Source organism: Pseudomonas sp. F-14 TE3623, assembly GCF_053629015.1.
In genome coordinates, this window is record NZ_JBRJHM010000001.1 from 2,432,799 (window position 1) to 2,457,687 (window position 24,889).

The window sequence follows — 24,889 nt, forward strand, 5'->3', positions numbered from 1 at the left end:
CTCCCACAGGTTTGTGCTTAACTGGCTGCTTTATTCAGGCAAAAAAAAACGCCCCGAACCAGTCGGGGCGTTTTATTTGAAGCGAAGCGGCGGGGTATTACTTACCCTGCCAGCGCTTCAGTACCAGCGTGGCGTTGGTGCCACCGAAGCCAAAGCTGTTGCTCATCACGGTGTTGATGGTGGCGTCTTCGCGAGTCTTGGTCAGGATTGGCATGTCTGCCACTTCCGGGTCCAGTTCGTCGACGTTGGCGGAACCCGCCATGAAGTTGCCTTCCATCATCAGCATGCAGTAGATCGCTTCGTGAACGCCGGCGGCGCCCAGGGAGTGACCCGACAGGCTCTTGGTGGAGCTGATGGCTGGAGCCTTGTCGCCGAACACTTCACGCACACCTTTCATTTCCATGACGTCGCCGACCGGAGTCGAGGTGCCGTGGGTGTTCAGGTAGTCGATCGGTGCGTCGACGGTGGACATGGCCATCTGCATGCAGCGGATGGCGCCTTCGCCGCTTGGGGCGACCATGTCGTAGCCGTCGGAGGTCGCGCCGTAGCCAACGATTTCCGCGTAGATCTTCGCGCCGCGGGCCAGAGCGTGTTCCAGCTCTTCGACCACGACCATACCGCCACCGCCGGCGATGACGAAACCGTCACGCTTGGCGTCGTAGGCACGGGAAGCTTTTTCCGGGGTTTCGTTGTACTGGCTGGACAGTGCGCCCATGGCGTCGAACAGGAACGATTGGCTCCAGTGTTCTTCTTCACCGCCGCCAGCGAACACTACGTCCTGCTTGCCCATCTGGATCTGTTCCATGGCGTTACCGATGCAGTGAGCACTGGTGGCGCACGCGGAGGAGATCGAGTAATTCACACCTTTGATCTTGAACGGCGTGGCCAGGCAAGCCGAAACGGTGCTGCCCATGGTCCGCGTGACGCGGTACGGGCCCACGCGTTTGACGCCTTTCTCGCGCAGGATGTCCAGCGCTTCCATCTGGTTCAAGGTCGACGCGCCACCGGAGCCGGCGATCAGGCCGGTACGCACGTTGGAAACCTGCTCTTCGGTCAGACCGGAGTCTGCGATGGCATCTTTCATGGCCAGGTAGGCGTAAGCCGCCGCGTGGCCGACGAAGCGAAAGATCTTGCGATCGATCAATTCTTCGAGGGGAAGGTCAATGGAGCCGGAAACCTGGCTACGCAGACCCATTTCAGCATATTCCGGGTTGAACCGGATGCCAGGGCGGCTTGCACGCAGGTTAGCGGAGACGGTCTCTTTGTCATTGCCCAGGCACGAAACGATGCCCAGACCAGTGATAACGACGCGGCGCATGCGGATAACCCTTAGAAGTTGTCAGTGGAGGTGAAAACGCCGACCCGAAGGCCTTCGGCGGTATAGATTTCGCGGCCGTCGACGGTCACCGAACCATCGGCAATGGCCATGTTCAGCTTGCCCTTCAGGACGCGTTTGATATGGATGTTATAGGTGACTTTCTTGGCGGTTGGCAGTACCTGGCCAAAGAATTTCACTTCGCCCGAACCCAGGGCGCGTCCGCGGCCTGGCAAGCCTTGCCAGCCGAGGAAAAAACCGACCAGTTGCCACATGGCATCGAGGCCCAGGCAGCCCGGCATTACCGGATCACCCTCGAAGTGGCAGGCGAAGAACCACAGGTCTGGAGTGATATCCAGCTCGGCGACCAATTCACCTTTGCCGTACTTGCCACCCTCTTCGCTGATATGGGTGATGCGATCGACCATCAGCATGTTCGGGGCGGGCAGTTGCGCGTTACCTGGGCCGAACAACTCACCACGACTGCAGCGCAGCAGGTCTTCCCGAGTAAAGGCGTTTTGTTTGGTCATGCGAGCTCCTCAATAGTCCATGCGGCAGGGTGGGGCGAATCTTCCCGGCCGATCGAAGCGTTCATGCCTCGAGTCAGCAGCCTACTCATAGACTATTGCGTTGTGGTGAAAGTCACAGCACCAAGGACATGAATGTACACTTGTGCACTGAAATTATTATTCAAGCCCCTTTTCGGGCCTGTTCGGGTGCCTAAGACTGCCGCACTTTCGTGTTTCACGCCAGTCGCAGATAGCCGAAAGGCCTGCACTACTGCACCCAACGCTGCAGAATTTGCTGTAGATCCGTGCGTTTGAAGGGCTTGGCCAGGTAATCGTTCATTCCCGCCGATAAACAGGCTTCACGGTCGCCCTGCAAGGCATTGGCCGTCAGCGCGATGATCGGCACGTCAGCACAGCCGGGTAGTTGGCGAATCTGTCGGGTGGCTTCGTAGCCGTCGATGACCGGCAGTCGGCAGTCCATCAGAATCGCGTCGAAACTCCGGCTCTTGGCGCTACGCACCGCTTGTGCACCATCGGTGACGACGCTCACAGTAAAGCCCAGACTGCGCAACATTGCTTCGACAACGGTGCGATTGACCGCGTTGTCCTCCACCAGCAGCACATCACGACCTTCGCCGTGGTCATTGCCGGTATGTCCTCGTGGCGTCAGCACCGGCAGTGGCTGCTTATACAGAGCCAAAGGGATTTCCAGGGTGAACACCGAGCCAACGCCTTCTTCGCTCTGAGCGCGCAAGGTGCCGCCCATCCGCTCAGCCAGAGTGCGGGCAATCGGCAGGCCCAGTCCAGTGCCGCCGTAACGTCTTGAAATAGAACTGTCGGCCTGCTGGAATGCATTGAACATTAATTCCAGGCTTTCGGCCGGGATGCCGATCCCGGTGTCGCGCACGGTGCAGGTGAACCACAGCAGTTCGTGATCCAGGGACTGCCACTGCGGTTCGATCGTGACGCGGCCCCGTTCGGTGAACTTCAGCGCGTTGCCGACCAGATTGACCAGAATCTGCCGAATCCGCGTCGGATCGCCCTGAACCTGCAGGGCGCGCATGTCCTCGGGTACCTGCAGTTGTAGTTCTAGCCCGCGTTGCACCGCGCTGTGCTGGAACGACTGGGCGCAACTGCCGATCAGGTCCGCGAGGTTGAATGGAATGTGCTCCAGCTCCAGTTCCGAACGCTCGATGCGCGAGAAATCGAGAATGTCGTTGATCACTTTGAGCAGGTGTTCGGTGGACTCCGAGGCCAGCGCCGCGTACTCGATCTGCTCCTCAGTCATCTCCGTGGTTTCCAGCAGTTGCAGCATGCCCAGCACGCCATTCATAGGCGTGCGTAATTCGTGACTCATCATCGCGAGGAAATCGGATTTGGCGTTGTTGGCCTTTTCCGCTTCCTCGCGGGTCTGGATCAATTGCGCCATGGCCTGATGCTGTTCGCGACTGGCTTGCTCAAGGCCTTGGGCAAGGTTATTGATGTGCTGCGACAGGGCGCCCAGTTCAGTGTCGTCGACAATCGGCAGGGGCGTTTTGTAGTCGCCTTTCTGAATCGCCTTGACGGCGTTGCCGATGTCGTGGATCGGTTGCGACAGGCTGCCGGCCAGGCGCCGAGCCAGTAAAAATGTAAACAGCAGAGCGAACAAGGCGAGGATCCCGGCCTTGAAGAGGATTTCCTGTTGGCGCTGGTTGAAGGCGTCATTGGACAGGCCGACGATCACCCGGCCCAGATAATCCTCGCCCGGCGCGCTGGCGACGGTGCGGCTGTTCTGGAAAAAGTCATTGTTGAGCGCGATGCGTTGCAGGCGCACCGGTGCCTGGAACACTTCGACCTGATGCGAGCGGTGGTGGGCTTCCGACGGTTGTTCGACGTACACCAGAATCCGGTTGGCTCTGTCCTGCACTTCCAGAAAGCGTACGTTGGGCGTGGCCAGGGTGGCCTTGAGCAAACTCTCGAGCACCTCGTTGTTGCCCGAAATGACCCCGTATTCGGTGGCCGGCGCCAGTTGATTGGCGATCAGCTGACCGGTGTGATTGAGTTCCTGACGCAGGTCCTGGATTCGCACGAAGGTGAAAAAACTGATCAGCAGCAACGTCAGCAGCAGGGCCGGGCCGAGGCTGATGATCTGGGTGCGGGTATTGATGTCCCAACCGCGACGGAAGGTCATGGGCGGCGTTCTCCTTCGGCCAGCTGTGTTGCGACAGAGGCTTCATTCATCGGTTCAATACTTAGTGAACGAGCCACTTGCGGGTTGCTTAAGACCTTGAAGTGTTGCGGATAAAGCGCGCGCGGCCAGGTGCTCGAAGGGCGGTCGAGCAGTTCGTCGAGAATCTTCAGCCAATCGTTCTGGTCGCTGTAAGTACTGGCCAGACTGCCGGCCCTGACAAAGGCTGCGTTGGGGCCGATCAGTGCCAGTTGCCGCGCATAGCTGCTGAGCAGCAGGTTTTTCACGGTTTTCGGGTTGTACAGATCAGGGTCGTCCAGGCCCAGCAGCACATCGCTGTTTTTCAGCAGGGCCTGCAAGGGGCGGCTGTCATTGGTGTTATCCCAACGCTCGGTGACCACTTCAAGGCCCAGGGGCAGGGCGGCCTGACGCACTTCCTTCAACAAGAATTCGCTGTGGCTGTCGAAAAGCACGCCGACCCGTCGAGCCTCAGGCAGGAGCAGTCGGGTCAGGCGCAACTGTCGATCCAGCGGAGGATCGCTCCAGAGCAGGCTGAGGTGCGTGGGCATTTCATTGCCCAAGCGTTGGCGGGCTTGCAGACGGCTGATGCGCAGAACCAGCGTTGCAGGGCCCTGAGCGTCTTGCAGACGCCAGTCGAGGCTCGGCAAGTCGAGCAGAATCAGGCGGGTGTCGACGGGCAGTTGGCCTGGCGCCGGTAGGCTGGCGACAGGCTGGAAGCGCACGCTGTCGGTGGGGCGCAGCTCGCTGAGGGCCTGGACGAAAGACTGCATGCCGGGACTGTCCTCGGCACCGGTCAGCAGAATGTCAGCGGCCCGTGCCGGCAGATTGCATAGCAGCCCGGTAAACACCAGGCACAACCCGGCCAGCAGGCAGCCAAGGGTTGGCGTCTTCGGTGGCGGGCGATGCGGCATCTTAAAACTCCAGCTCCGCGCTGAAGTAGAGCACCCGGCGATCGTCGTAGTTGTTGTCGACGAAGGTGGTGGGCTGATTGTCGAGGCGTTGCTGGAGGATCCCGGCCAGTTCCAGATTGGCCTTGCCCAAACCAATGCGTTTGGCGATGCGGGTGTCGACCCGTTCGAAGCGATAACCGTTGAGGGCGTCGGCACCATAGTAGAAAAGCGCACTGTTCCAGCCCTGGCCCCAACTGCGTAGCCAACCAGCGGAGCCGCTGTTGCGCGCGGTCTGTTGTGCATCCAGCGGGTTGCTGGCCTCGGCATCGACGTAGGCATAAGTCAGGCGCAGACGATCGGCGCTGCTGACGCGCCAATCCAGCTGGGTTTCAGTTCCGCTGAAGCGCGAGCTGTTCGAGTTGCTGGCGATGTATTGGTTGTTACGCAACGGTTCGCTGATCATGCCGGTGATTTCGTCGTAAAACAGCTTCACGTCGACCGCCAGCCCCCACTCTGCGAAGTAGCCGTTGTAGCCCAACTCTCTGGAGCGCATGCGTTCCTGTTCGAGGTCGCCCGGGCCGCGGGTCTTGACGAAATAACGGGCGCTGGACTGGCCGTAGGCGCTGGGCTTCAGGTTGGTCACCTGATAACTCCAGTTGACGTTGTTCTCGAACATGTCCGGTGAACGGATGGCTTCCGAATACACCGCGCGCAAGCCGTGGCGCGGGTTGATCAGGTAATTGACCGCCACCCGTGGGGTCAGTGAGTTACCGGTCAATTGTGTGTCTTCGTACATCGCACCGCCCTGCAGCAACCAGTGCTCGGTGGCGCGCCACTCGAGTTGGCCGAACGCCCGCCAGGTGGTGTCGTCGAGCGTGCCATTGAAGTAGGTCTCGGAATTGGCCCGGTCGTAACGATAGTTCATGCCGCTGACCAGCCGCAGACTGTCGGACAGGCTGAGCGTGTCTTGCAGTTCGAGGTCGTAGCGCGATTCCCGGGCGCTCTGGTCAATGTCGCCGCAGAGGGTTTGCCGGGCGCCGTCTTGCCATTGCCTCAGTACCTGATTGCCCAGCGCACGCTCAGCCGCGGTCCCTGCCGGTGCGCCGGAAACGGTGTAGCGGTCCATGTTGCGCGCCAGACGTTCGGTGTAGTTCGGGTTGAGTTGCCACAGTTGGGTCAGCTCCGGGCTGAACGAGATCTCGGCATCGCAGGCACGCCAGGTCTGCTGGCGATCCCAGTGTTGGGCCGAGCCTTGAATATAAAGGCTGTGATCGGGATTGATGTCCAGGTTCCAGCGCAGCGAGCCGGCATAGTCCTTGGCGATGACGTCGGAATTGTTCCCCGCGGCGGTAATCCCTGAGAACACCGGACGGTAGGTATAGGGCCGCTGGTTAGTCCCGTCCTTGGCATTCAGTTGCCAGTCGATGCTCTGGTTTTCATTGAGCATCTGGCTGACGGCGAGGCTGAAGCGGTTCAAGCGACGACTGTCGCGGTAATCGGCGCCGGTGCGATCCGAGTCGAAGCCGTCGTCTTGTTGGCCGGACAATGACAGCCGCAAGTCGCCGCTGTCCCAGCCCATGCCCTGGCTGGCATAGAAATCGTTGATACCGCGCTGGCCACGGGTGACTTTCAGCCGCGTGCCGTGGCTGTCGGCCGGTTTGCGGGTGATGATATTGACCACCGCCATCAGTGCGTTGGCGCCGTAGCTGACGGTGTTCGGGCCACGGAAAACCTCGATGCGCTCGATGTCTTCCATGGCCACCGGAATATCACTCCAGTCCACCGTGGCCAGGCCTGCGCGGTACACCGAGCGGCCGTCGATCAATACTTGCATGCGTCGCGCTTCGCTGGCCTTGGTGCCGTGGTAGTTCACCGCCGCCTGATTGCCGCTGATATTACCGACCATCATTCCCGGCACCAGCCGCAGCAACTCGCTGATGTCCCGCGCGCCGCTGGCACTGATCAGTTCGCTGTCGATCACCGTCATGCTCCCCGGCACGGCCGCAGGCGACTGCTTCAGGCGCGTCGCCGTCAGCACTTGCGGCAACGGATCATTGTCGAGAAACAGATCGTCGGCCAGCAATGGCGAGCTGAAGATCAGCGCCAGTACCATCGGCGAGCGAGGGCAGGGAAAGCCAAAAGACACGGCACGGCCTTGATAGCGATTAGTTGGCGCGCATGTTAACCGAGCGCAAAGACTTTTCCAGTCACGTTGTGGGCATTTTCCTCGGTTTTCTTGGTCTTCTTCCTACAAGTGTCGGTAATTGATGCTGGGGCTGGCCGCGACCGGGCCGCTCCGTATAATGCCGGCATCGCCACTGGTATGGATTAACGGATTGCATATGACTGAACAGCGCCCAATTGCGGTCCTGGGAGGCGGAAGTTTTGGTACCGCCGTGGCTAATCTGCTGGCCGAGAATGGGCATCAGGTCCGGCTGTGGATGCGAGACCCCGAACAGGCCGAGGCCATTCGGGTCAATCGCGAGAACCCGCGTTACCTCAAAGGCATCAAGATTCTTCCGGCGGTGGAAGCGGTCACGGACCTGCAAGCCACCTTGGAGGCCTGCGACCTGTGCTTCGTCGCGCTGCCGTCCAGCGCGCTGCGCTCGGTGCTGGTCCCTCACGCCGAGCGTTTGAGCGGCAAATTGCTGGTGAGCCTGACCAAAGGCATCGAGGCTCACACCTTCAAGCTGATGAGCGAGATTCTCGAAGAGATCGCCCCACAAGCGCGCATCGGCGTACTGTCTGGCCCGAATCTGGCTCGTGAAATCGCCGAACACGCGCTGACCGCCACGGTGGTCGCCAGTGAAGACGAAGAACTTTGCCAACGGGTTCAGGAAGCGCTGCATGGCAAGACCTTTCGTGTGTACGCCAGCGCTGACCGCTTTGGCGTGGAATTGGGCGGGGCGTTGAAAAACGTTTACGCGATCATCGCCGGCATGGCGGTGGCGCTGGGCATGGGTGAAAACACCAAGAGCATGCTGATCACCCGGGCGCTGGCGGAAATGACCCGCTTCGCGGTGAATCAAGGCGCCAACCCGATGACGTTCCTTGGGCTGGCGGGCGTGGGCGACTTGATCGTGACGTGCTCGTCGCCGAAAAGCCGAAACTATCAGGTCGGGTTTGCCCTCGGTCAGGGTTTGAGCCTTGAGGATGCGGTGACGCGTCTTGGTGAAGTCGCCGAAGGCGTGAACACCCTGAAGGTGCTCAAGGCCAAGGCGCAGGAAGCGGGCGTGTATATGCCGCTGGTCGCCGGATTGCATGCCATCCTCTTTGAAGGGCGCACGCTGGAGCAGGTCATCGGTCTACTGATGCGTGCCGAGCCTAAAACCGACGTCGACTTTATCTCCACCAGCGGTTTCAACTAAACACCCCATCTACAGGGCAGGGAGCAAGACATGAATGATCCGAAAGTAGAAGCCAAGTACGAATCCATCCTGCTGCGGGTGCTGTGGATGATTGTCTATGTGCTGGTCTGGCAAGTGGCGCAATTGATCCTCGGTGCGGTGGTATTGGTGCAGCTGATCTATCGTTTGATTTATGGCGCACCGAGCGCCAGCCTGATGAACTTCGGCGACAGCCTGAGCCAGTTTCTGGCGCAGATCGGTCGTTTCGGCAGCTTTCACAGCGACCAGAAGCCTTGGCCGTTCGCCGACTGGCCGACGCCGCGTACACCGGAAGGTGAAGCTCCGCACGTTGTGGCGCCAGCACCGCATCCGGCCCGAGATGAGGAGCCAAAACTATGAAACTCTGGGTATTGCGTCATGGCGAAGCCGAACCTCACGGCACTCGTCCGGACTCCGAGCGGGCATTGACCGTCAAGGGGCGTGAAGAGGTGTTGCGCACTGCCGCCCAATTGATCGGAAAGCCGCTCACCGCCATTTATTCCAGCCCTCTTCTGCGAGCGCAGGAGACGGCAGAAATTGTGCGTACGGCGCTGGGTTTCGTGCCCGAGATTCGCACGGTCGACTGGCTGACCCCGGATACTGATCCGGACAAAGTGGCGGAGCAGCTTGTATCGGTGAGTGATGTCCTGCTGGTCAGTCACAATCCGCTGGTGGGCAACCTGCTGAGCTATCTGCAGCACGGCGCTGGCTATCCACCGGAAAAAGTCAGCACCGCCGGGCTGGCCGAGCTGGAGAACAATGAACTGCTGATCGGGTCGATGAAGCTCAACGGCATCAAGCACCCATAGTTCCCGACGAACCCGGGCTAATGTGGGAGCGGGCTTGCTCGCGAAGGCGGTGTGTCAGGCAACAATGGTGTCGACTGATACGCCCTCTTCGCGAGCAAGCTCGCTCCCACAGGTTAAGTGTCGCTCCTGATTTTTTTGTGTGAAATAGTCAACCAAGCACTTGCTTGGTTGACTACGCTTGCTCCAGACAAAAAATAAAGGAGCAAGTCGCATGTCTGCTGCTTCCCGTTTGCCATTGGACGCCTTCTACGAGCGTGAAGCCCGTCATCCCCGCCAGCGCTTTCTGGTCCAGCCAATGGGGGGCGGCCAGGTCGAAACGCTGACCTGGGCCGACGTCGGCCATCAGGCGCGCTGTGCCGCCCACTGGCTACGGGCTCGCGAATTGCCACAAGGCAGCCATATCGCGCTGATCTCGAAAAATTGCGCCCACTGGATCATCGCCGACCTGGCGATCTGGATGGCCGGGCACGTCTCGGTGCCGCTATATCCCAATCTGACCGCCGATTCCGTGGCTCAGGTACTCAATCACTCCGAAGCCGCGCTGGTGTTCATTGGCAAGCTGGATGACTGGCCGGGCATGTCCACTGGGGTCAACCCCGACCTGCCGACCATCAGCCTGCCGCTGTGTCCGGCCGGCACTTTCGATTTCAGCTGGGCCGATCTGCAGCGCAGTTCGCCGATTCAGGACGACCCCAAACCCTTCGCCGATCAACTGGCGACCATCATCTACACCTCCGGCACCACGGGCCAACCCAAAGGCGTGATGCACAGTTTCGGCACCTTGGGATTTGCCACCACCCGCGGCACGCAGTTATTCGGCCTGAATGAGTCGGATCGCCTGCTGTCCTACCTGCCGCTGTGCCACGTCGCCGAGCGGATGTTCGTCGAGTTGGCGTCGATCTACACCGGGCAAACAGTATTTTTTGCCGAGAGCCTCGACACTTTTCTCACTGATTTAAAACGTGCCCGGCCCACCGCGCTATTCGGTGTGCCGCGGATCTGGACCAAATTCCAGATGGGCGTTTACAGCAAGATCCCGGCTAAACGCCTCGACTTTCTGCTCGGCTTGCCCTTCATCGGCAAACGGGTAGGGCACAAAGTCCTCGCCGGGCTGGGGCTGGACGCCTTGCGCATCGCCTTGTCCGGTGCTGCGCCCGTGCCGCAGACCTTGTTGCGCTGGTACCAAAAACTGGGGCTGGATGTGCTGGAGGTGTATGGCATGACCGAAAGTTGCGGTTATTCCCACATCGGCCTGCCGGGTCAGAACAAACCCGGCTGGATCGGTAAGCCATGCCCGGAAGTCGAAGTGCGCATCGAGCCGTCTGGTGAAGTATTGGTGCGCAGCGGCGCGACCATGCTCGGCTATTTCAAGGAACCTGAGAAAACTGCCGAAGCCATCACCGAAGACGGTTTCCTGCGCACCGGTGACAAGGGCGAGGAAGACGCCGAAGGCAACCTGCGCCTGACCGGGCGCCTGAAGGAAATCTTCAAAACCAGCAAAGGCAAATACGTTGCCCCGGCACCGATTGAAAATCGCCTGGCGGTGCATGCGCGGATCGAACAAGTGTGCGTGGTTGGCGATGGGCTGAGCGCACCACTGGGGTTGTGCGTGCTGTCGGCGGTCGGTCAGCAGGACGCGAAGGGGTCGGCTCGGGCGGGTTTGCATTCGAGTCTGGAAAAACTGCTGGAGGAGGTCAACGGCGTTCTCGACAGGCATGAGCGCTTGCGCCGGTTGGTAGTGGTCAAGGACAGTTGGGCGGTGGAAAACGGCTTCCTGACACCGACCCTGAAGATCAAGCGCAACATGATCGAAGCGGCTTACGGTGCTCGGTTTGCAGAATGGAGCGAGCGCAGCGAGGCGGTGCTGTGGCAGGATTGAGCCACGAACAACTCCAACAAAGGAACGTAACGATGAGTCTGTGGCGCACCACTCCCAACGTCGAGCAGTTGAACGCAATCCAGAAAAACACCATCGGCGAAGTGCTGGATATTCGCTTCGAAGCCTTCGATGACGAGTCCCTGACCGCAAGCATGGTCATCGACCATCGCACGCACCAGCCCTATGGTTTGTTGCACGGCGGCGCCTCCGTGGTGCTGGCCGAAACCGTTGGCTCGATGGCCAGTTACCTGTGCATCGACGCCAGCAAGTTTTATTGCGTGGGCCTGGAAATCAACGCCAATCATTTGCGCGGCCTGCGCAGTGGGCGAGTGACGGCGGTGGCCAAGGCGATTCACATTGGCCGCACGACCCATGTCTGGGATATCCGCTTGAGCAGCGACGAGGGCAAAGCCAGTTGTGTGTCGCGGTTGACCATGGCGGTGGTGCCGGTGGGGGAGAATCCGCCGGCGCGTTGAAGCAGCAAGATCAAAAGATCGCAGGCTTCGGTAGGAGCTGCCGAAGGCTGCGATCTTTTGATCTTTTAATTTTGGCGGCGACATCTCCTACCACCATTCCTGGCAGTTATGGTCATTGCTGTAGGACATGGTCTTACGGACAATCAACCCCCGTTCTCGCTCATGGATTTGCAGGTATGTCGCAACAGATATTTTTCGCCCACGCCAATGGCTTTCCTTCGGGGACCTACGGCAAGTTGTTCGTGGCGCTGGCGCCCGAGTATCAGGTGACGCATCTGGAGCAGCACGCCCACGACCCGCGCTTTCCGGCGGACGACAACTGGAACAATCTGGTGGATGAGCTGCTTCATCACCTCAAGCAGCAACCGGAACCGGTCTGGGGCGTCGGTCACTCCTTTGGCGGCGTGCTGCACCTGCACGCCGCCTTGCGTTGCCCTGAGCTGTATCGCGGCGTGGTAATGCTCGATTCGCCGGTGCTGACCCGCGCCGATCAATGGGTGATCCGGGCCGCCAAGCGCTTCGGTTTCATCGATCGGCTGACCCCCGCCGGCCGTACGTTGGGACGACGGGAAGAGTTTGCCGATCTGGACTCAGCCCGCCTGTATTTCGCCGGTAAAACCCTGTTTCGTGGCTTCGATCCGGAATGCTTCGAGGCTTATCTTCAACATGGTTTGCACAATGTCGGTGGCAAGTTGCGCCTGCGTTTCGACCCGGCCACGGAAATCAGCATCTACCGTGGCGTGCCCCACACCAGCCCCGGTCGGGCACGGCAGTTGAAAGTGCCGCTGGCGGTGGTTCGCGGGCACAAAAGCCGTGTGGTGATGCGCCATCACGCCCGTTCCGTCGGGCGCATGCCCTTGGGCGAATCCTTGACCATGCCCGGCGGGCACATGTTTCCCCTCGAACGTCCACAAGACACGGCCACGCTGCTGAAGAATCTGTTCAGTCGCTGGGACGGTCGCAGCCAACAGGATTGCGCATGAACAGCGTCGTCGAAGAAGTTCGCCTGAGCCTGCCGCATATCGAGTTGGCGGCGCACTTGTTCGGGCCCGAGGACGGCTTGCCGGTGATCGCCTTGCACGGCTGGCTGGACAACGCCAACAGCTTTGCGAGGTTGGCACCGAAGCTCAAGGGTTTGCGCATCATCGCGCTGGATATGGCCGGGCATGGTCACTCGGGGCATCGGCCAAATGGCGCCGGTTACGCGCTGTGGGACTACGCCCACGATGTGCTGCAAGTGGCCGAGCAGTTGGGGTGGAAACGTTTTGCACTGCTGGGGCATTCCCTGGGGGCGATCGTCTCGCTGGTGCTGGCCGGGTCGTTGCCGGAGCGGGTGACTCATCTGGCCTTGATCGACGGCATCATTCCTCCTACAGACAAAGGCGAAAACGCTGCCGAGCGCATGGGCATGGCCCTGCAAGCGCAGCTGGATCTGCGGGACAAACGCAAACCGGTCTACAACACCCTCGATCGCGCCATCGAAGCACGAATGAAAGGCTTGGTGGCGGTCAGTCGCGAAGCCGCCGAACTGCTGGCCCAGCGTGGCTTGATGCCGGTGCCGGGCGGTTATACCTGGCGCACCGACAACCGCCTGACCCTTCCATCGCCGCTACGTCTGACCACTGAACAGGCGATGGCCTTCGTCCAGCGTGTCAGTTGTCCTGCACATCTGGTGGTCGCGGCTGACGGCATGCTCGCCAAACATCCCGAGTTGCTGGAACGTCTACCCTTTAGCCGTGAACAGTTGCCTGGCGGCCATCATTTGCACCTGAATGACGAACCCGGTGCCGACCTTGTCGCAGACTGTTTCAATCGGTTCTTCGCCGTTCCTTGACTTGCGCCCGGCAACTGTCGAGGCTGGGCGGGTTGAAATGGGAGACAACCATGATAGATCTGTACACCGCTGCGACCCCGAATGGCCACAAGGTCTCTATCGTGCTCGAGGAACTCGGCCTGCCCTATACGGTGCATGCCTTGAGTTTCGACAAAAAGGAACAGAAGTCCCCGGACTTCCTCAAGATCAATCCCAATGGCCGGATTCCGGCGATTGTCGACCGTGCCAATGGCGATTTCGCCGTGTTCGAGTCCGGCGCGATCCTGATTTACCTCGCCGAGATGACCGGCAAACTGCTGCCCCAGGACCCCAAGGGGCGCTCGGTGGTGTTGCAGTGGCTGATGTTCCAGATGGGTGGGATCGGGCCGATGCAGGGCCAGGCCAACGTGTTTTTCCGTTACTTCCCGGAAAAACTCCAAGGCGCCATCGACCGTTATCAACATGAAACCCGGCGCTTGTATGAAGTGCTCGACACGCGTCTGCAAGCCGTAGAGTTTCTGGCGGGCGAATACAGCATTGCCGACATTGCCACTTTTCCGTGGGTTCGTGGCCATGAATGGTCCGGTGTCGCGGTGGATGGCTTGTCAGCCCTGCAGCGCTGGATGGCGACCATGGAGGCGCGCCCTGCGATCCAACGCGGTTTACTGGTGCCCGAGCGCATCGATGACGACAGTGTCATCAAGGGTGCCCAGGCCATGCTGATTCGATGAGTCTCTCCATGCGTTCACTCACTCTGCTGGCGCTGTGTTGTTTCAGTCCTCTTTTATTTGCCGCTGATATCCCTGGCAGTCAGGACCTGCCGATCGTGCCGCGTATGGCCGATGCGCAGATCGTCGACTATCGCCCGGCTGTCGAGCTTGAGCGGATCTACCCGCTGGGTTCTATCCGCAAGATCAGTGGTCAGTTGCGCTTTGACGGCCAAGTCACCGCCCGGGGTCAAACCACCTCGGTGACCTACGAATTACCACCGGAGCATTCCTCTACCGATGCCTTCACCAACGCTCGCGAAGCCTTGCAAAAGCAGGGCGCCGAGTTGTTGTTCTGGTGCCAGGCCCGGGATTGTGGCGAAAGCAGCCTGTGGGCCAATGAAGTCTTCGGTAATGCCAAATTGTATGGCGCCGATAATCAGCAGGCTTATTTGCTGTTGCGTCTGGCGGCCCCTCAAGACAATACGCTCGTGGCGCTTTACAGCATCACGCGCGGTAATCGCAGGGCTTATCTGCACGTCGAACAGTTCGATGCCACGGCGCCGCTGGGTGATTTGCTGCCAACTTCCGCGACCTTGCTGCGGCAGCTCAAGAGCACCGGTGAACTTGATTTTCCCAAACTCGACGGTGACCCTGACGACACCTGGCTGCGTTTGATTTCCCGAGGCCTGAACCTGGACACCACATTGCGCGTCAATGTTTCGGGGCCCAATGCTGAAGCCTGGCGCCAGGCGCTGATCGGCCAAGGCGTACGGTCGGCACGGATGGAAACCGGCAACGTCGAAGGCTCTGGCCTGCACTTCGAGCTGTTGCGGTAAGCTTCATTGGGCGAACGTGTTCTGCGCATTCGCCTACTCTTCGTTGACTGACTTTTTCGTCTGACTTTTTTCGGGATCATACATGCCCAATAACGATCGGCTGTTGGTGCAGATTCTGCTCCTGGTGCTGTTTGGCGCGAGCTTCTGGGTAATGGCGCCGTTCTGGTCGGCGCTGTTCTGGGGGGCGGTGCTGGCGTTTGCCAGTTGGCCGCTGATGCGTTTGTTGACCCGTTGGCTCAATGGCCGTGAATCCCTGGCGGCGCTGTTACTGACGTTGGGCTGGATGTTGTTGGTGGCAGCACCGCTAGTGTGGCTGGGCTTCAACCTGGCGGATCATGTACGCGATGCCACGGTGTTCATCAAGGATGTGCAAGTCGACGGTCTGCCTGAAGCACCGACCTGGCTGGGCAGTATTCCCTTGGTCGGCGAGCGGTTGGTGGGTATCTGGAACAGCATCGATCAGCAAGGCGCAGCGATGATGCTGGCGATCAAGCCTTATCTGGGGCAGGTCGGTAACTGGTTGCTGGCGCGCAGTGCACAGATTGGCGGTGGCATCCTCGAGCTGACGTTGAGTATTGTCTTTGTGTTCTTTTTCTACCGGGACGGTCCGCGGTTGGCGGTGTTTGTCCATGGGTTGCTGGAACGGCTGATTGGCGACCGCGCCGGGTATTACATAGACCTGGTGGCGGGCACGGTGCAGCGGGTGGTCAATGGGGTGATCGGTACGGCGGCGGCTCAGGCCGTGCTGGCGTTGATCGGTTTCCTGATTGCCGGCGTGCCTGGGGCGCTGGTGCTGGGGATTGTGACGTTTTTGCTGAGTCTGATTCCGATGGGGCCGCCGTTGGTGTGGATTCCGGCCACGGCGTGGTTGGCCTGGAAGGGTGAGTACGGGATGGCGGTGTTCCTCGGGATCTGGGGTACGTTCATCATCAGCGGAGTCGACAACGTACTTAAGCCGTACCTGATCAGTCGGGGCGGGAATTTGCCGTTGGTGATTGTGCTGCTTGGGGTGTTTGGCGGGTTGATTGCGTTCGGGTTTATCGGTCTGTTCATCGGCCCGACGTTGTTGGCCGTGGCTTACAGCCTGCTGACCGATTGGAGCAAGAGTCAGGCTCGGGTCGAGGATCGCCGGCCCTGAGGCGCTGGCACTGAACACCTTTGGGGGGCGAGCTTGCTCGCGATGAACGATGACGCGGTGTATCTGATCATGCGGGCCTTGCGACTCACATCGGCTCCGGTGGCCCAATCAGTCTTCCCATCACCCCAAACAACCCCAGCTCCCGAATCGCTTCCAGTTCCCCCTGCGTTTCCACCATCTCGGCAATCAACGGCAAATCAATGCTGTTGGTTGCCCGGAAAATCGCCTCGATGAACAGGCGTTTGTCAGTCTGTTCATCGATGCCCCGAATATAGGCTCCGTCGATTTTCAGGTAAGCCAGCCCCAACTGCGTCAGGTTACCGATCTGGTTGAAGCTACCGCCGAAGTGCTGCAGCCCGATGCGATAACCGGTGTTGAGCAGACTGTGGCTCAGACGTTGCAGTTCTTCGGGGGGCGGCAGTTGGCGTTCGTCGATTTCCAGGGTCAGCAGTGGCGCGAGTTCCGGCAGTGATTCCAGCAGATCGAGAATTTGTTGCAGCTGCGCTTGATCGCGCAGGGTGCTGCCGGAGAGGCTCAACGCGAGTGGCCAACGGTTGGCGGCCAGATATTCGAGAGTGGTTTCGAGCATCACCAGATCGAATCGTGCCGACCAGCCAAGGCGCTCGATCCACGGCAGGAAATGTCCGGCGGCGATCGCGTCGCCTTGCGGGTCGAGCAGGCGCGCGAGGACTTTGTGATGCAACACCTGGCTGGTATCGGCGCACTGCACCACCGGTTGAAAATACAGCTGCATCTTACCCTCGGTCAGCGCGTCGTCGATCCAGCTGCGCCAATCGTGTTGGGACTGGTTCGGCGCGGTATCGGAATGGGTCATGTGTATCCACGGCCGCTCGGGGTGTTGCCGGGCCTGGGTCAGCGCTTGATCGAGGCGCAGCAGCACGTCGTTCGCCGGTTCGCCGGGGTGATAGGCGACCACGCCCAGATGTGCCACGGGCATGCAGTCGCTGGCACCGGTCAGGCGCAGGTTTTCCAGGGTGGCGCTGATTTCGGAAGCCAGGCGTGCAGCATCCTTGCTGTCCAGGCCCGGGGTCAGCAAGCTGAATTCGCCACCGCGATTGCGCGCCGCGAGCCAGGTTCGACGTTCTGGTGGCAGCGTCAGGCGTTTGAGCAATTCGCCGACGGCGCCAATCAGGGCATCGGTGCGCTGACCGCCCAGACGTTGGTTGAGGCCGATCAGGTCATTGATCCGCAGCATGAGCAAATGGCCGTCGCGGCTTTGCTCGGAAACCAGTAATTGGTCGGCCAGTTGTTCATCCAGCAAGCGCCGGTTGGCCAGGCCCGTGAGGTTGTCCTGATAAGATTCGGAGCGCAGTTTTTCGCTGCGCGCGGCTTCTTCGGCGAACAACGCTTTGAGCTTCTCGACCATTTGGTTCATGGCCAGCACCACGCGTTTGAGTTCCGGTGTGCGCGGCAGTTTCGGCAAACTGCGAAACTCGCGTTTGCTGATGGCTTCAGCCTGTTTGACCATGTTGTCGAGCGGGCGCAATTGCCGGCGCAACAGCCAGCCACCAAATACCGCGCTAAGTAACCCGCAAATCAGCAACCAGATCAGGCTGCCGAGGGTACTGTCCCAGAGTTTGGCCAAGGCGAATTGCGGATTGCTCAGCACTTCGACCCGAGCCGCTTGCTCCCAGCCACGCATGATCAGCGCATCGCCACCCTGTGGACGCAGGTCAACCAGACTGACGAACCAGCCGGGAACACCCTCGATTTGCGGCGGTGCGCTGCGTTCCACCAACACTTGTTCATCCACAATATTGACGACCCGGATGCTGCTGAAATAACCACTGTCGAAAATCGAGCTGACCATCAACTCGATCATCGCCGGGTCATCGATCTGTGCAGTCAATGACAAGCCCAGCGCCGTGGCGGCGTCCTGGGCGTGGGAGCGCAACTGGCTGAGCGTCTGTTCGCGAGAGCTTTCCAGGCTGACAAAAAAACTGCCGCCGAAGGCCACCAGCAAGAACAGGCAAATGGCGAGAAACAACTGTTTACGCAGTGACATAAACGCTCCTTGCAGTAGCGGCTAGCCTTCGCCCACGGCGAACCCTTCAAATTGCATTTTTTTCAACACGTCTTGCCAGCGCGACAGTTTTTTCGAGTCGCTGCTGCGTTTGCCACCATGGGCTCCCGGCAAGTACAGGCCTTCGGCGTTAAAGGCGTACACCGGCAACAGGTCTTTGCGTTGGGACGCGGGGCGGATCTCCCCGGTCAGATTGTCCAGCACCAGCGGGTCGGCCGTGGGGCTGCTGTAGAAGGTCAACACCATGTGCGCCTGGTTCTGGGTCAGGGCCTTGACGTAGGTGATGCGCAGTTTCTCGCTGGGAATGCCTAGGTGACGCAGGCTGAAATATTTCGCCAGGGCGTAGTCCTCGCAGTCGGCGGCGCCCTTGATCAAGGATTCGACGGGCGTGGCCCAGTAATCGGTCTGACGCCAGATACGCGTGTCGTCCTGAAAGCTCAGTTGTTGATTGAAGAAGCGATTGACCGCGTTCAGTTGTTCGCGCTCAGGCTGGTTGCGTTCGCTTTGCAGCATTTGACTCCAGGCCTCGATCCGTCCCCGGGCCAGGCCAAGGGGGGCGTAGCGTTTTTCGGCCGTTTGCAGAATCTGCGCAAAGTCCCAGTCGGCCCATACGCTGCCCAACCCTGCCAGCAGAAAACTCGTCAGCAGCAGCCATCCGCCGAACCGAAGTCGGAGCGTTGACCATCCTGGACTACGCGGACTGCGGGACATGTCTGGCTGCTCGGGTGCAGATGTCTGAAGTCTAGGCGGTGTTTTCAGCGAGGAAGGGCAGGTCGTCGGACGAAAGACGCAGAGTCGATGATCGTTCCCACGGGGACCGTGGGAACGATCAATCTCAAGATTTGTGCAGGGTTTTCTGCTTGAGGATATAAACCGTCACCAGCACTGCACTGGTCAGCATGAACCCGCGCGCCCACGGCAGGGGCACCAGATAGCAGGAAAGCAGGATGCTCGCCCACATCAATCCGATGGCGTAGACCTTGCCCTTGAGCGGAATGCCATTGCCGCTCAGGTAGTCGCGAACCCACGGCCCCAGCCGTGGATGTTCAACCAGCCACTGATAGAAACGCGGCGAGCTGCGGGCGAAACAGGCGGCCGCCAGCAACAGGAACGGTGTGGTGGGCAGCACCGGCAGGAAAATCCCGATCACCCCCAGCGCTACGCTCAGCCAGCCGATGGCCAGCAGGACGTAGCGCAACATCAGGGGGCGGTTGCCTATGGGGTTGTCCATAGGCAAAACCTTAGTGGTGACGTGGCTTGAGAATCGCCGGTTTTTCGTCTGGCGCCTGGCACAGCAGGTACAGCGCGGTCAGGGCTTCCGGGATCTGCACGATCATGTCGTCCATCAGGTTGGCGTCTTTGGCGATGTCTTCGAACTCTGGCTGTTCGTCGAACAGACCGGAACCGACCATGATCGGCAGCAGCATTTCGCTGACTTCGTCTTCGGCGGTTTCGAACCAGGCGGCTTCGCGCAGGAATACGCCTTCCATGAAACCGATGCACCAGCCGCGCAGGTCGGAGTCATCCGGCTCTTCGCCCAAGTCCAGGTCACACGGCAGCTCGAACTCTTCGTCGGACGCCAGTTGGCGGGCGATGTGCGCCTTGAGCAACAGCAGGGTGGATTCGATCGCTTCACGCTCGGTGTCGTCGGCGTAATGCGGCTCTTCGGCGAAGAGTGCGTCGATCCATTCACGGTCGGGAACGCTTTCGGAACAGATCGACAGCGCGGTGAGGTAGCCGTGGGCGGCCACGTAGTCCAGCGCCTCGTCATGCAGCTCGTCGGCGTCGAGGAAGACTTGCAGGCGGGTTAGTTGCTCAGCGAAGGACATTAAAGGGCTACCTTGGGGAATATACGATGCGGGAATTCTAGGCCTTCTTGAGCGCTCAGGCCAGCCGCTCGGCATATTTGCCCCTATGCAGGCATGCGGGACACAGCATTCCCTGTGGGAGCCAGCCTGCTCGCGATAACGACATAACATTCAATAACAATATTGACTGGCCCACCGCTGTCGCGAACAGGCTCGCTCCCACAAGTTGGCTTTCATGTGTCTTCTCAGCGGCGCCCTTTGCCGGACAGGCGTCGGGTATACTCGCGCGTTTTGTGATGCCCTGCTGGCGTCACGGCTGAAATGTGCAGCGTCATGCAATGCGCACTTACGATTTGTCGGTGCAGCTTTCATGATTCTGAACCAGCCTTGCAGGGATGTTTCGGTGATTTTTGGAGTTTTTATGCTCGAACAGGCTCAACGCGTCCTCAAGGACATCTTCGGCTACGACAGTTTCCGTGGCCGTCAGGGTGCAATCATTGAGCGCGTGGCCAGTGGCGGCGACGCCCTGGTGCTGATGCCTACCGGTGGCGGCAAATCCTTGTGCTTCCAGGTGCCGGCACTGCTGCGCGAAGGCCTGGCGGTGGTGGTATCGCCGCTGATCGCGCTGATGGACGATCAGGTCGCCACCCTCGAAGAGCTGGGCGTCGCTGCGGCGGCGTTGAACTCCACGCTGAGCGCTGAGCAACAGCGTGATCTGGCGGCGCGGATCAAGCGCGGCGAGGTGAAAATGCTCTACCTGGCGCCCGAGCGCCTGGTTCAGCCGCGCATGCTGGCGTTCTTGCAAAGCCTTGAAATCGCCCTGTTCGCCATCGACGAAGCGCATTGCGTGTCCCAATGGGGTCATGACTTCCGTCGGGAATACCTGCAGTTGGGCCAGTTGGCGGAATTGTTCCCCAACGTCCCGCGTATTGCCCTGACCGCGACGGCCGACAAGCGCACCCGCGAAGAAATCGTCGATCGCCTGCATTTGCAGGATGCCGAGCGCTTTCTCTCGAGTTTCGACCGCCCCAACATTTTTTATCGCATCGTGCCCAAGGAACAGCCGCGCAAGCAGTTGCTGGCGTTCCTCGCCGAGCGGCGCAGCGATGCGGGTATCGTTTACTGCCTGTCGCGCAAAAAGGTTGATGAAGTAGCGGTGTTCCTCAGCGAGCAGGGTTTCCCGGCGCTGCCGTACCACGCCGGTCTGCCCAACGACACGCGGGCCCATCACCAGAAGCGCTTCCTCAACGAAGAAGGGCTGATCATGGTCGCCACCGTGGCGTTCGGCATGGGCATCGACAAGCCTAACGTACGTTTTGTCGCGCACCTCGATTTGCCGAAGTCCCTTGAGGCCTACTACCAGGAAACCGGTCGCGGCGGTCGTGATGGCCTGCCGGCGGATGCCTGGATGGCGTACGGCCTGCAAGACGTGGTGATGCTCAAGCAGATGCTGCAAAACTCCGAAGGCGACGAGCGCCACAAGCGTCTGGAGCAGCACAAGCTCGACGCCATGCTCTCGCTTTGCGAAGAAACCCGCTGCCGCCGCCAGACCCTGCTCGCGTACTTCGACGAAGACATGCCCGAGCCCTGCGGCCATTGCGACAACTGCGTCGACGGCGTACAGACCTGGGATGCCACCGAGCCGGCCCGTCAGGCGCTGTCGGCGATTTACCGCACCGGTCAGCGTTATGGCGTCGGTCATCTGGTCGACGTATTGCTAGGCAAGGACAACGAAAAGGTCCGCAGCTTCGGTCATCAGCATTTGTCGGTATACGGTGTAGGCAAAGCGATGGGGGAAAGCGAATGGCGCTCCTTGTTCCGCCAGCTTGTTGCCCGTGGTCTGGCCGACATCGACCTCGAAGGCTACGGCGGGCTGCGGCTGAGTGACACCTGTCGGCCGTTGCTCAAGGGCGAAGTGACCCTGGAACTGCGCCGCGACCTCAAGCCGCAAACCACCGCCAAAAGCAGCAAGAGCCAGGCCAGCCAACTGGTTCGCGGCGAAGAACGCGAACAGTGGGAAGCCTTGCGTGCCCTGCGTCGCAAACTGGCCGAAGAGCATGGCGTGCCGCCGTACGTCATCTTCCCCGACTCGACCCTGCTGGAAATGCTCCGCAGCCAGCCGACCTCGCTGGCAGAAATGGCCACGGTCAGCGGCGTTGGTGCGCGCAAACTGGAGCGTTACGGCGAGGCCTTCCTCGAAGTGCTCGGCGGTCAGGTCGAGGCGCCGAAAGTGGTGGCCGATGTGCGCCACGAGCTGATCACACTGGCTCGGGCCGGCATGACACCGTTGCAGATCGCCGGTCAGCTGCAATGCTCGGAAAAGAACGTCTACGCGATGCTCGCCGAGGCGATTGGCAAGCAGCAGTTGTCGCTTGAGCAGGCGCTGGACCTGCCGGAAGAATTGATGGGCGAAGTTCAGGACGCTTTCCTCGACGGCGAAGGCGAACTGCCGCCGGTGTCGGAGATTGCCGCGCTGTTCGCAGGGAGAGTTCCGGAAGGTGTTTTGTATTGCGTTCGTGCCGCCCTGCAGTCGGAATTCGAAGTCTGAATGACCTGCGGCACAGATGTAACGATTCAGTACAGAGCAAGCCTTGCCTATAGCCAAAGGTCATGCTTAGCTGACTAATAATTAGTTTTTCTCTATTTCAGTCTAACCATGAGTGTTTTATGCCGTTAACCGATCAACACCGCTTTGGCATGCAACTGGCCCAGATGTCTCGGGGCTGGCGTGCCGAACTGGACCGCCGACTGGCTGGCCTGGGTCTGTCCCAGGCGCGCTGGCTGGTGCTGCTGCATCTGGCGCGTTTCGATGATGCCCCCACCCAACGCGAACTGGCGCAAAGCGTCGGCGTCGAAGGGCCCACCCTGGCTCGATTGCTTGACAGCCTGGAAAGTCAGGGGCTGGTGCAGCGCCAATCCGTGCTGGAAGACCGTCGGGCGAAAAAAATCGTCCTCTGTGCCCCGGCCCGGCCCTTGATCGAACAAATTGAAACCATTGCCACTCAATTGCGCCACGAACTGTTCGAAGGCGTCGATGAGGCGGATTTGAAGGTCTGCATGCGAGTCCACGGGCACATCCTGGCCAACCTGGAAAAATCTTGAGGCACAACCACGCGCCGGACTTTTGAGATACCCCGTTGGGCAGACTATAAAGAACTACTAGGCAATATCGTGTTCGTACCGGATGTGCGAATACGTACAGGTTGGTTCTGGTTATCTAAGGGATGCTCATGCTCGAGAGTTGGCACGTTGTATTGCGGTGTTGCACCAGGCTGCTGCTGGTCGGTGGTGCCGTCACTTACTCGGCATTGGCCCCTGCGCTGGGGTTGGGCGAGATCACTCAGCATTCGGCGTTGAATCAGCCGTTCAATGCCGACATCGCCCTGGTGGACGCCGGTGGTCTGGAAGAGGGCGAGCTATCGGTCAGCCTGGCGACGCCGGACGAGTTCAGTCGCGCTGGCGTCGAACGGGTGTTCTTCCTCAACGACCTGAAGTTCACTCCGATCCTGCGGGGCAACCGCAGCTTGATCCGGGTAACTTCCAGCAAACCGGTCAAGGAGCCCTTCCTGAATTTTCTGGTTCAGCTCAATCAGCCCAACGGGCGTTTGCTGCGCGAGTACACAGTGCTGATCGATCCGCCGGGTTCGCCGGGCATTGTTCCCGTCAACGACGACCCCGCGCCGCGCCCTCAGTCTTCCGCGTTCCCGTCCGTCGAACCGGCTGTTGCACCGCCACCTGCTGCGAAGGCGACGACGCCCAAGCCTGATGTCGAAAAACCAGCTGCTGCGCCCGCGAATGATGCTGTTGCCGAACAACTGGCCGCGAGCGTGCTGCAGAACCAACAGTTGCAAAAAACCATCGATGAACTCAATGCGAAGCTTCAGGCTCAGGACGAGCAGATCGCCGGCCAGAAAAAGCAGGTGATCGAGCTGCAAACCCAATTGGCGGAAGTCAAACAGGCATCGGTAGAGCCGGTCGCTCCCCAGGTGACGGCACCGGTGCCCGTTGTCGTAGAGGAGTCTGAACCGACTCCGTGGCTGCTGATCATCGGGTTGCTGGCGGTGGTGGCGTTGGCGTTGCTTGGTGTATTCATTCGCCGTCAACGACAGCAGGAGCAGGATCAGGATCAGGTCCAGTCCGAGCCGTTACCCGTGCTGCCGTCGCGTCATGAACCGGTGCTCAGCCGCGCAACAGAACCGGCCAGTCCGGCGCCCCGGCCGCAACCGCTAGCCGGAGCGGCCGAAGAGATTCCCGCAGGCGACGTGCTGGAAGGGGTAGGCATCTACCTGGCGTATGGCCGTTTGTCCGAGGCAGCCGGTTTGTTGCGAGATGCGTTGGTCAGGGAACCCCAGCGCACCGATCTGGCTGTGCAGTTGTTGGAAGTCCTCGGTAAACAGGGTGATGTGCAAGCTTATGACGCGCAGGAAAGTAGCCTGCGCGACGCCGGGTTCGATGCACAGCAACTTCAGGACATCCGCGCCCGCCATCCGAAACTGATCAGCGCCGCACCGGTGGTCGCCGCCGTGGCAGTGGTTCCTCCCACGCTTGCAATCCCTGAAGCGGCACCGAGCGATGAGTTCCAGTTGAACCTCGATGACCTGTCGATGGATTCGAATTGGGACCTGATCAGTCCCTTCGAAAACTCATCATCCAGCGCTAAACCGTCGAATGAGTCAGAGCAGGTAGACGACTCCGGGTTCACTTCGAATCTGCATGTGTTGCCCGATGTCTTCGAAATGCCCGAGGAGCCGACGCTGGACGAGCCCGAGCTTGAGTGGATCGCCGAACCTGACGCTCAGTCTCTGGACGAGGCCTTTCTCAACGAGTTCAGCGATCCCGGCCAGCCACTGGAGCTTGAGCCGCTCAGTGCTGAATTGATGGATCTTGAACCGGCGGGGCCTAGCAGTGCGGGTAAACTTGAACAGGCCCAGACCTGCATCGACGACGGCGATCTGGACAGCGCCATCGAGTTGCTTAACGAGCTACTCAAGGAAGGCGATGAACCGCTCAAGGAGACGGCCCGGACGCTGTTGGCCGGTATTCGATAACACCTGGCCTCGCTCCTGTGAAACCGCCTGTTCGTCCGCA

At 60.1% G+C, this 24,889-nt stretch carries 22 protein-coding genes; 13 read left to right on the forward strand and 9 right to left on the reverse strand.

The window, feature by feature from the left end; genetic code table 11:
- Positions 1-97: 97 nt before the first annotated feature.
- The 5 genes from fabB to AB7M29_RS11050 form a co-directional block, all read right to left on the reverse strand.
- Complete coding sequence (fabB, locus tag AB7M29_RS11030) at positions 98-1,318, reverse strand: beta-ketoacyl-ACP synthase I (protein ID WP_052966900.1); 1,221 nt, start codon at positions 1,316-1,318, stop codon at positions 98-100.
- A gap of 11 nt (positions 1,319-1,329) precedes the next feature.
- Positions 1,330-1,845: a 3-hydroxyacyl-[acyl-carrier-protein] dehydratase FabA gene (gene fabA / locus AB7M29_RS11035; RefSeq protein WP_007899046.1), complete on the reverse strand. Its 516-nt coding sequence runs from the start codon at positions 1,843-1,845 to the stop codon at positions 1,330-1,332.
- Between the two features lie 247 nt (positions 1,846-2,092).
- A complete protein-coding gene (locus AB7M29_RS11040; RefSeq protein WP_217858408.1) occupies positions 2,093-3,994 on the reverse strand; it encodes an ATP-binding protein in 1,902 nt (633 codons plus the stop codon).
- Positions 3,991-4,923, reverse strand: a complete 933-nt coding sequence (locus AB7M29_RS11045) for an ABC transporter substrate-binding protein (RefSeq protein ID WP_217858407.1) — start codon at positions 4,921-4,923, stop codon at positions 3,991-3,993. Before AB7M29_RS11045 ends, AB7M29_RS11040 begins: the two co-directional genes overlap by 4 nt.
- Position 4,924: 1 nt before the next feature.
- Positions 4,925-7,048, reverse strand: coding sequence for a TonB-dependent receptor plug domain-containing protein (locus AB7M29_RS11050; RefSeq protein WP_454246850.1), 2,124 nt, complete (start codon positions 7,046-7,048; stop codon positions 4,925-4,927).
- A gap of 196 nt (positions 7,049-7,244) precedes the next feature.
- Between AB7M29_RS11050 and AB7M29_RS11055 the strand changes: the two genes are divergently transcribed.
- The 10 genes from AB7M29_RS11055 to AB7M29_RS11100 all read left to right on the forward strand — a co-directional run bounded on the left by AB7M29_RS11055 (position 7,245) and on the right by AB7M29_RS11100 (position 15,949).
- Positions 7,245-8,270 carry an NAD(P)H-dependent glycerol-3-phosphate dehydrogenase gene (locus AB7M29_RS11055; protein ID WP_052966904.1) on the forward strand — a complete coding sequence of 342 codons (1,026 nt, stop codon included), beginning with the start codon at positions 7,245-7,247 and terminating at the stop codon, positions 8,268-8,270.
- Between the two features lie 30 nt (positions 8,271-8,300).
- Positions 8,301-8,648 carry a DUF4389 domain-containing protein gene (locus AB7M29_RS11060; RefSeq protein WP_052966905.1) on the forward strand — a complete coding sequence of 116 codons (348 nt, stop codon included), beginning with the start codon at positions 8,301-8,303 and terminating at the stop codon, positions 8,646-8,648.
- A complete protein-coding gene (gene sixA, locus AB7M29_RS11065) occupies positions 8,645-9,097 on the forward strand; it encodes a phosphohistidine phosphatase SixA (RefSeq protein ID WP_217858405.1) in 453 nt (150 codons plus the stop codon). Before AB7M29_RS11060 ends, sixA begins: the two co-directional genes overlap by 4 nt.
- A gap of 211 nt (positions 9,098-9,308) precedes the next feature.
- Positions 9,309-10,976, forward strand: a complete 1,668-nt coding sequence (locus AB7M29_RS11070) for an AMP-binding protein (protein WP_217858404.1) — start codon at positions 9,309-9,311, stop codon at positions 10,974-10,976.
- Positions 10,977-11,008: 32 nt separating this feature from the next.
- Positions 11,009-11,452 (forward strand): hotdog fold thioesterase, encoded by a 444-nt coding sequence (locus tag AB7M29_RS11075; RefSeq protein WP_052966908.1) that lies wholly within the window; start codon positions 11,009-11,011, stop codon positions 11,450-11,452.
- A 176-nt stretch (positions 11,453-11,628) separates the two neighbouring features.
- A complete protein-coding gene (locus AB7M29_RS11080) occupies positions 11,629-12,435 on the forward strand; it encodes an alpha/beta fold hydrolase (protein ID WP_454246851.1) in 807 nt (268 codons plus the stop codon).
- Complete coding sequence (locus AB7M29_RS11085; protein WP_217858402.1) at positions 12,432-13,286, forward strand: alpha/beta hydrolase; 855 nt, start codon at positions 12,432-12,434, stop codon at positions 13,284-13,286. The genes AB7M29_RS11080 and AB7M29_RS11085 overlap by 4 nt, the downstream gene beginning before the upstream one ends.
- A 50-nt stretch (positions 13,287-13,336) precedes the next feature.
- Complete coding sequence (locus tag AB7M29_RS11090) at positions 13,337-13,996, forward strand: glutathione S-transferase family protein (RefSeq protein ID WP_217858401.1); 660 nt, start codon at positions 13,337-13,339, stop codon at positions 13,994-13,996.
- An 8-nt stretch (positions 13,997-14,004) separates the two neighbouring features.
- Complete coding sequence (locus AB7M29_RS11095) at positions 14,005-14,811, forward strand: DUF4892 domain-containing protein (RefSeq protein WP_217858400.1); 807 nt, start codon at positions 14,005-14,007, stop codon at positions 14,809-14,811.
- Between the two features lie 82 nt (positions 14,812-14,893).
- Positions 14,894-15,949 carry an AI-2E family transporter gene (locus tag AB7M29_RS11100; RefSeq protein WP_123360272.1) on the forward strand — a complete coding sequence of 352 codons (1,056 nt, stop codon included), beginning with the start codon at positions 14,894-14,896 and terminating at the stop codon, positions 15,947-15,949.
- 85 nt (positions 15,950-16,034) lie between these two features.
- Here the strand turns inward: AB7M29_RS11100 and lapD are convergent, their stop codons facing one another.
- From lapD to AB7M29_RS11120, 4 genes are all read right to left on the reverse strand, one after another.
- The gene (gene lapD / locus AB7M29_RS11105) at positions 16,035-17,975 is read right to left on the reverse strand and encodes a cyclic di-GMP receptor LapD (protein WP_217858399.1); all 1,941 of its coding nucleotides are present in this window, start codon (positions 17,973-17,975) and stop codon (positions 16,035-16,037) included.
- 21 nt (positions 17,976-17,996) lie between these two features.
- Positions 17,997-18,704 carry a cysteine protease LapG gene (gene lapG, locus AB7M29_RS11110; RefSeq protein WP_052966913.1) on the reverse strand — a complete coding sequence of 236 codons (708 nt, stop codon included), beginning with the start codon at positions 18,702-18,704 and terminating at the stop codon, positions 17,997-17,999.
- A gap of 124 nt (positions 18,705-18,828) precedes the next feature.
- The gene (locus AB7M29_RS11115) at positions 18,829-19,224 is read right to left on the reverse strand and encodes a YbaN family protein (protein WP_052966914.1); all 396 of its coding nucleotides are present in this window, start codon (positions 19,222-19,224) and stop codon (positions 18,829-18,831) included.
- Positions 19,225-19,234: 10 nt separating this feature from the next.
- Entirely contained in the window at positions 19,235-19,822 is a 588-nt protein-coding gene (locus tag AB7M29_RS11120) for a UPF0149 family protein (protein WP_038979493.1), read from the reverse strand.
- Positions 19,823-20,222: 400 nt separating this feature from the next.
- Here AB7M29_RS11120 and recQ point away from each other — a divergent pair, with 400 nt between their 5' ends.
- The 3 genes from recQ (at position 20,223) to AB7M29_RS11135 (ending at position 24,849) form a co-directional block, all read left to right on the forward strand.
- On the forward strand, positions 20,223-22,349 hold the full coding sequence (recQ, locus tag AB7M29_RS11125; protein WP_008010974.1) for a DNA helicase RecQ: 2,127 nt from the start codon (positions 20,223-20,225) through the stop codon (positions 22,347-22,349).
- Between the two features lie 119 nt (positions 22,350-22,468).
- A complete protein-coding gene (locus AB7M29_RS11130) occupies positions 22,469-22,903 on the forward strand; it encodes a MarR family transcriptional regulator (RefSeq protein ID WP_007895007.1) in 435 nt (144 codons plus the stop codon).
- Positions 22,904-23,031: 128 nt separating this feature from the next.
- Positions 23,032-24,849, forward strand: a complete 1,818-nt coding sequence (locus AB7M29_RS11135; RefSeq protein ID WP_454246852.1) for a FimV/HubP family polar landmark protein — start codon at positions 23,032-23,034, stop codon at positions 24,847-24,849.
- The last annotated feature ends 40 nt before the right edge of the window (positions 24,850-24,889 follow it).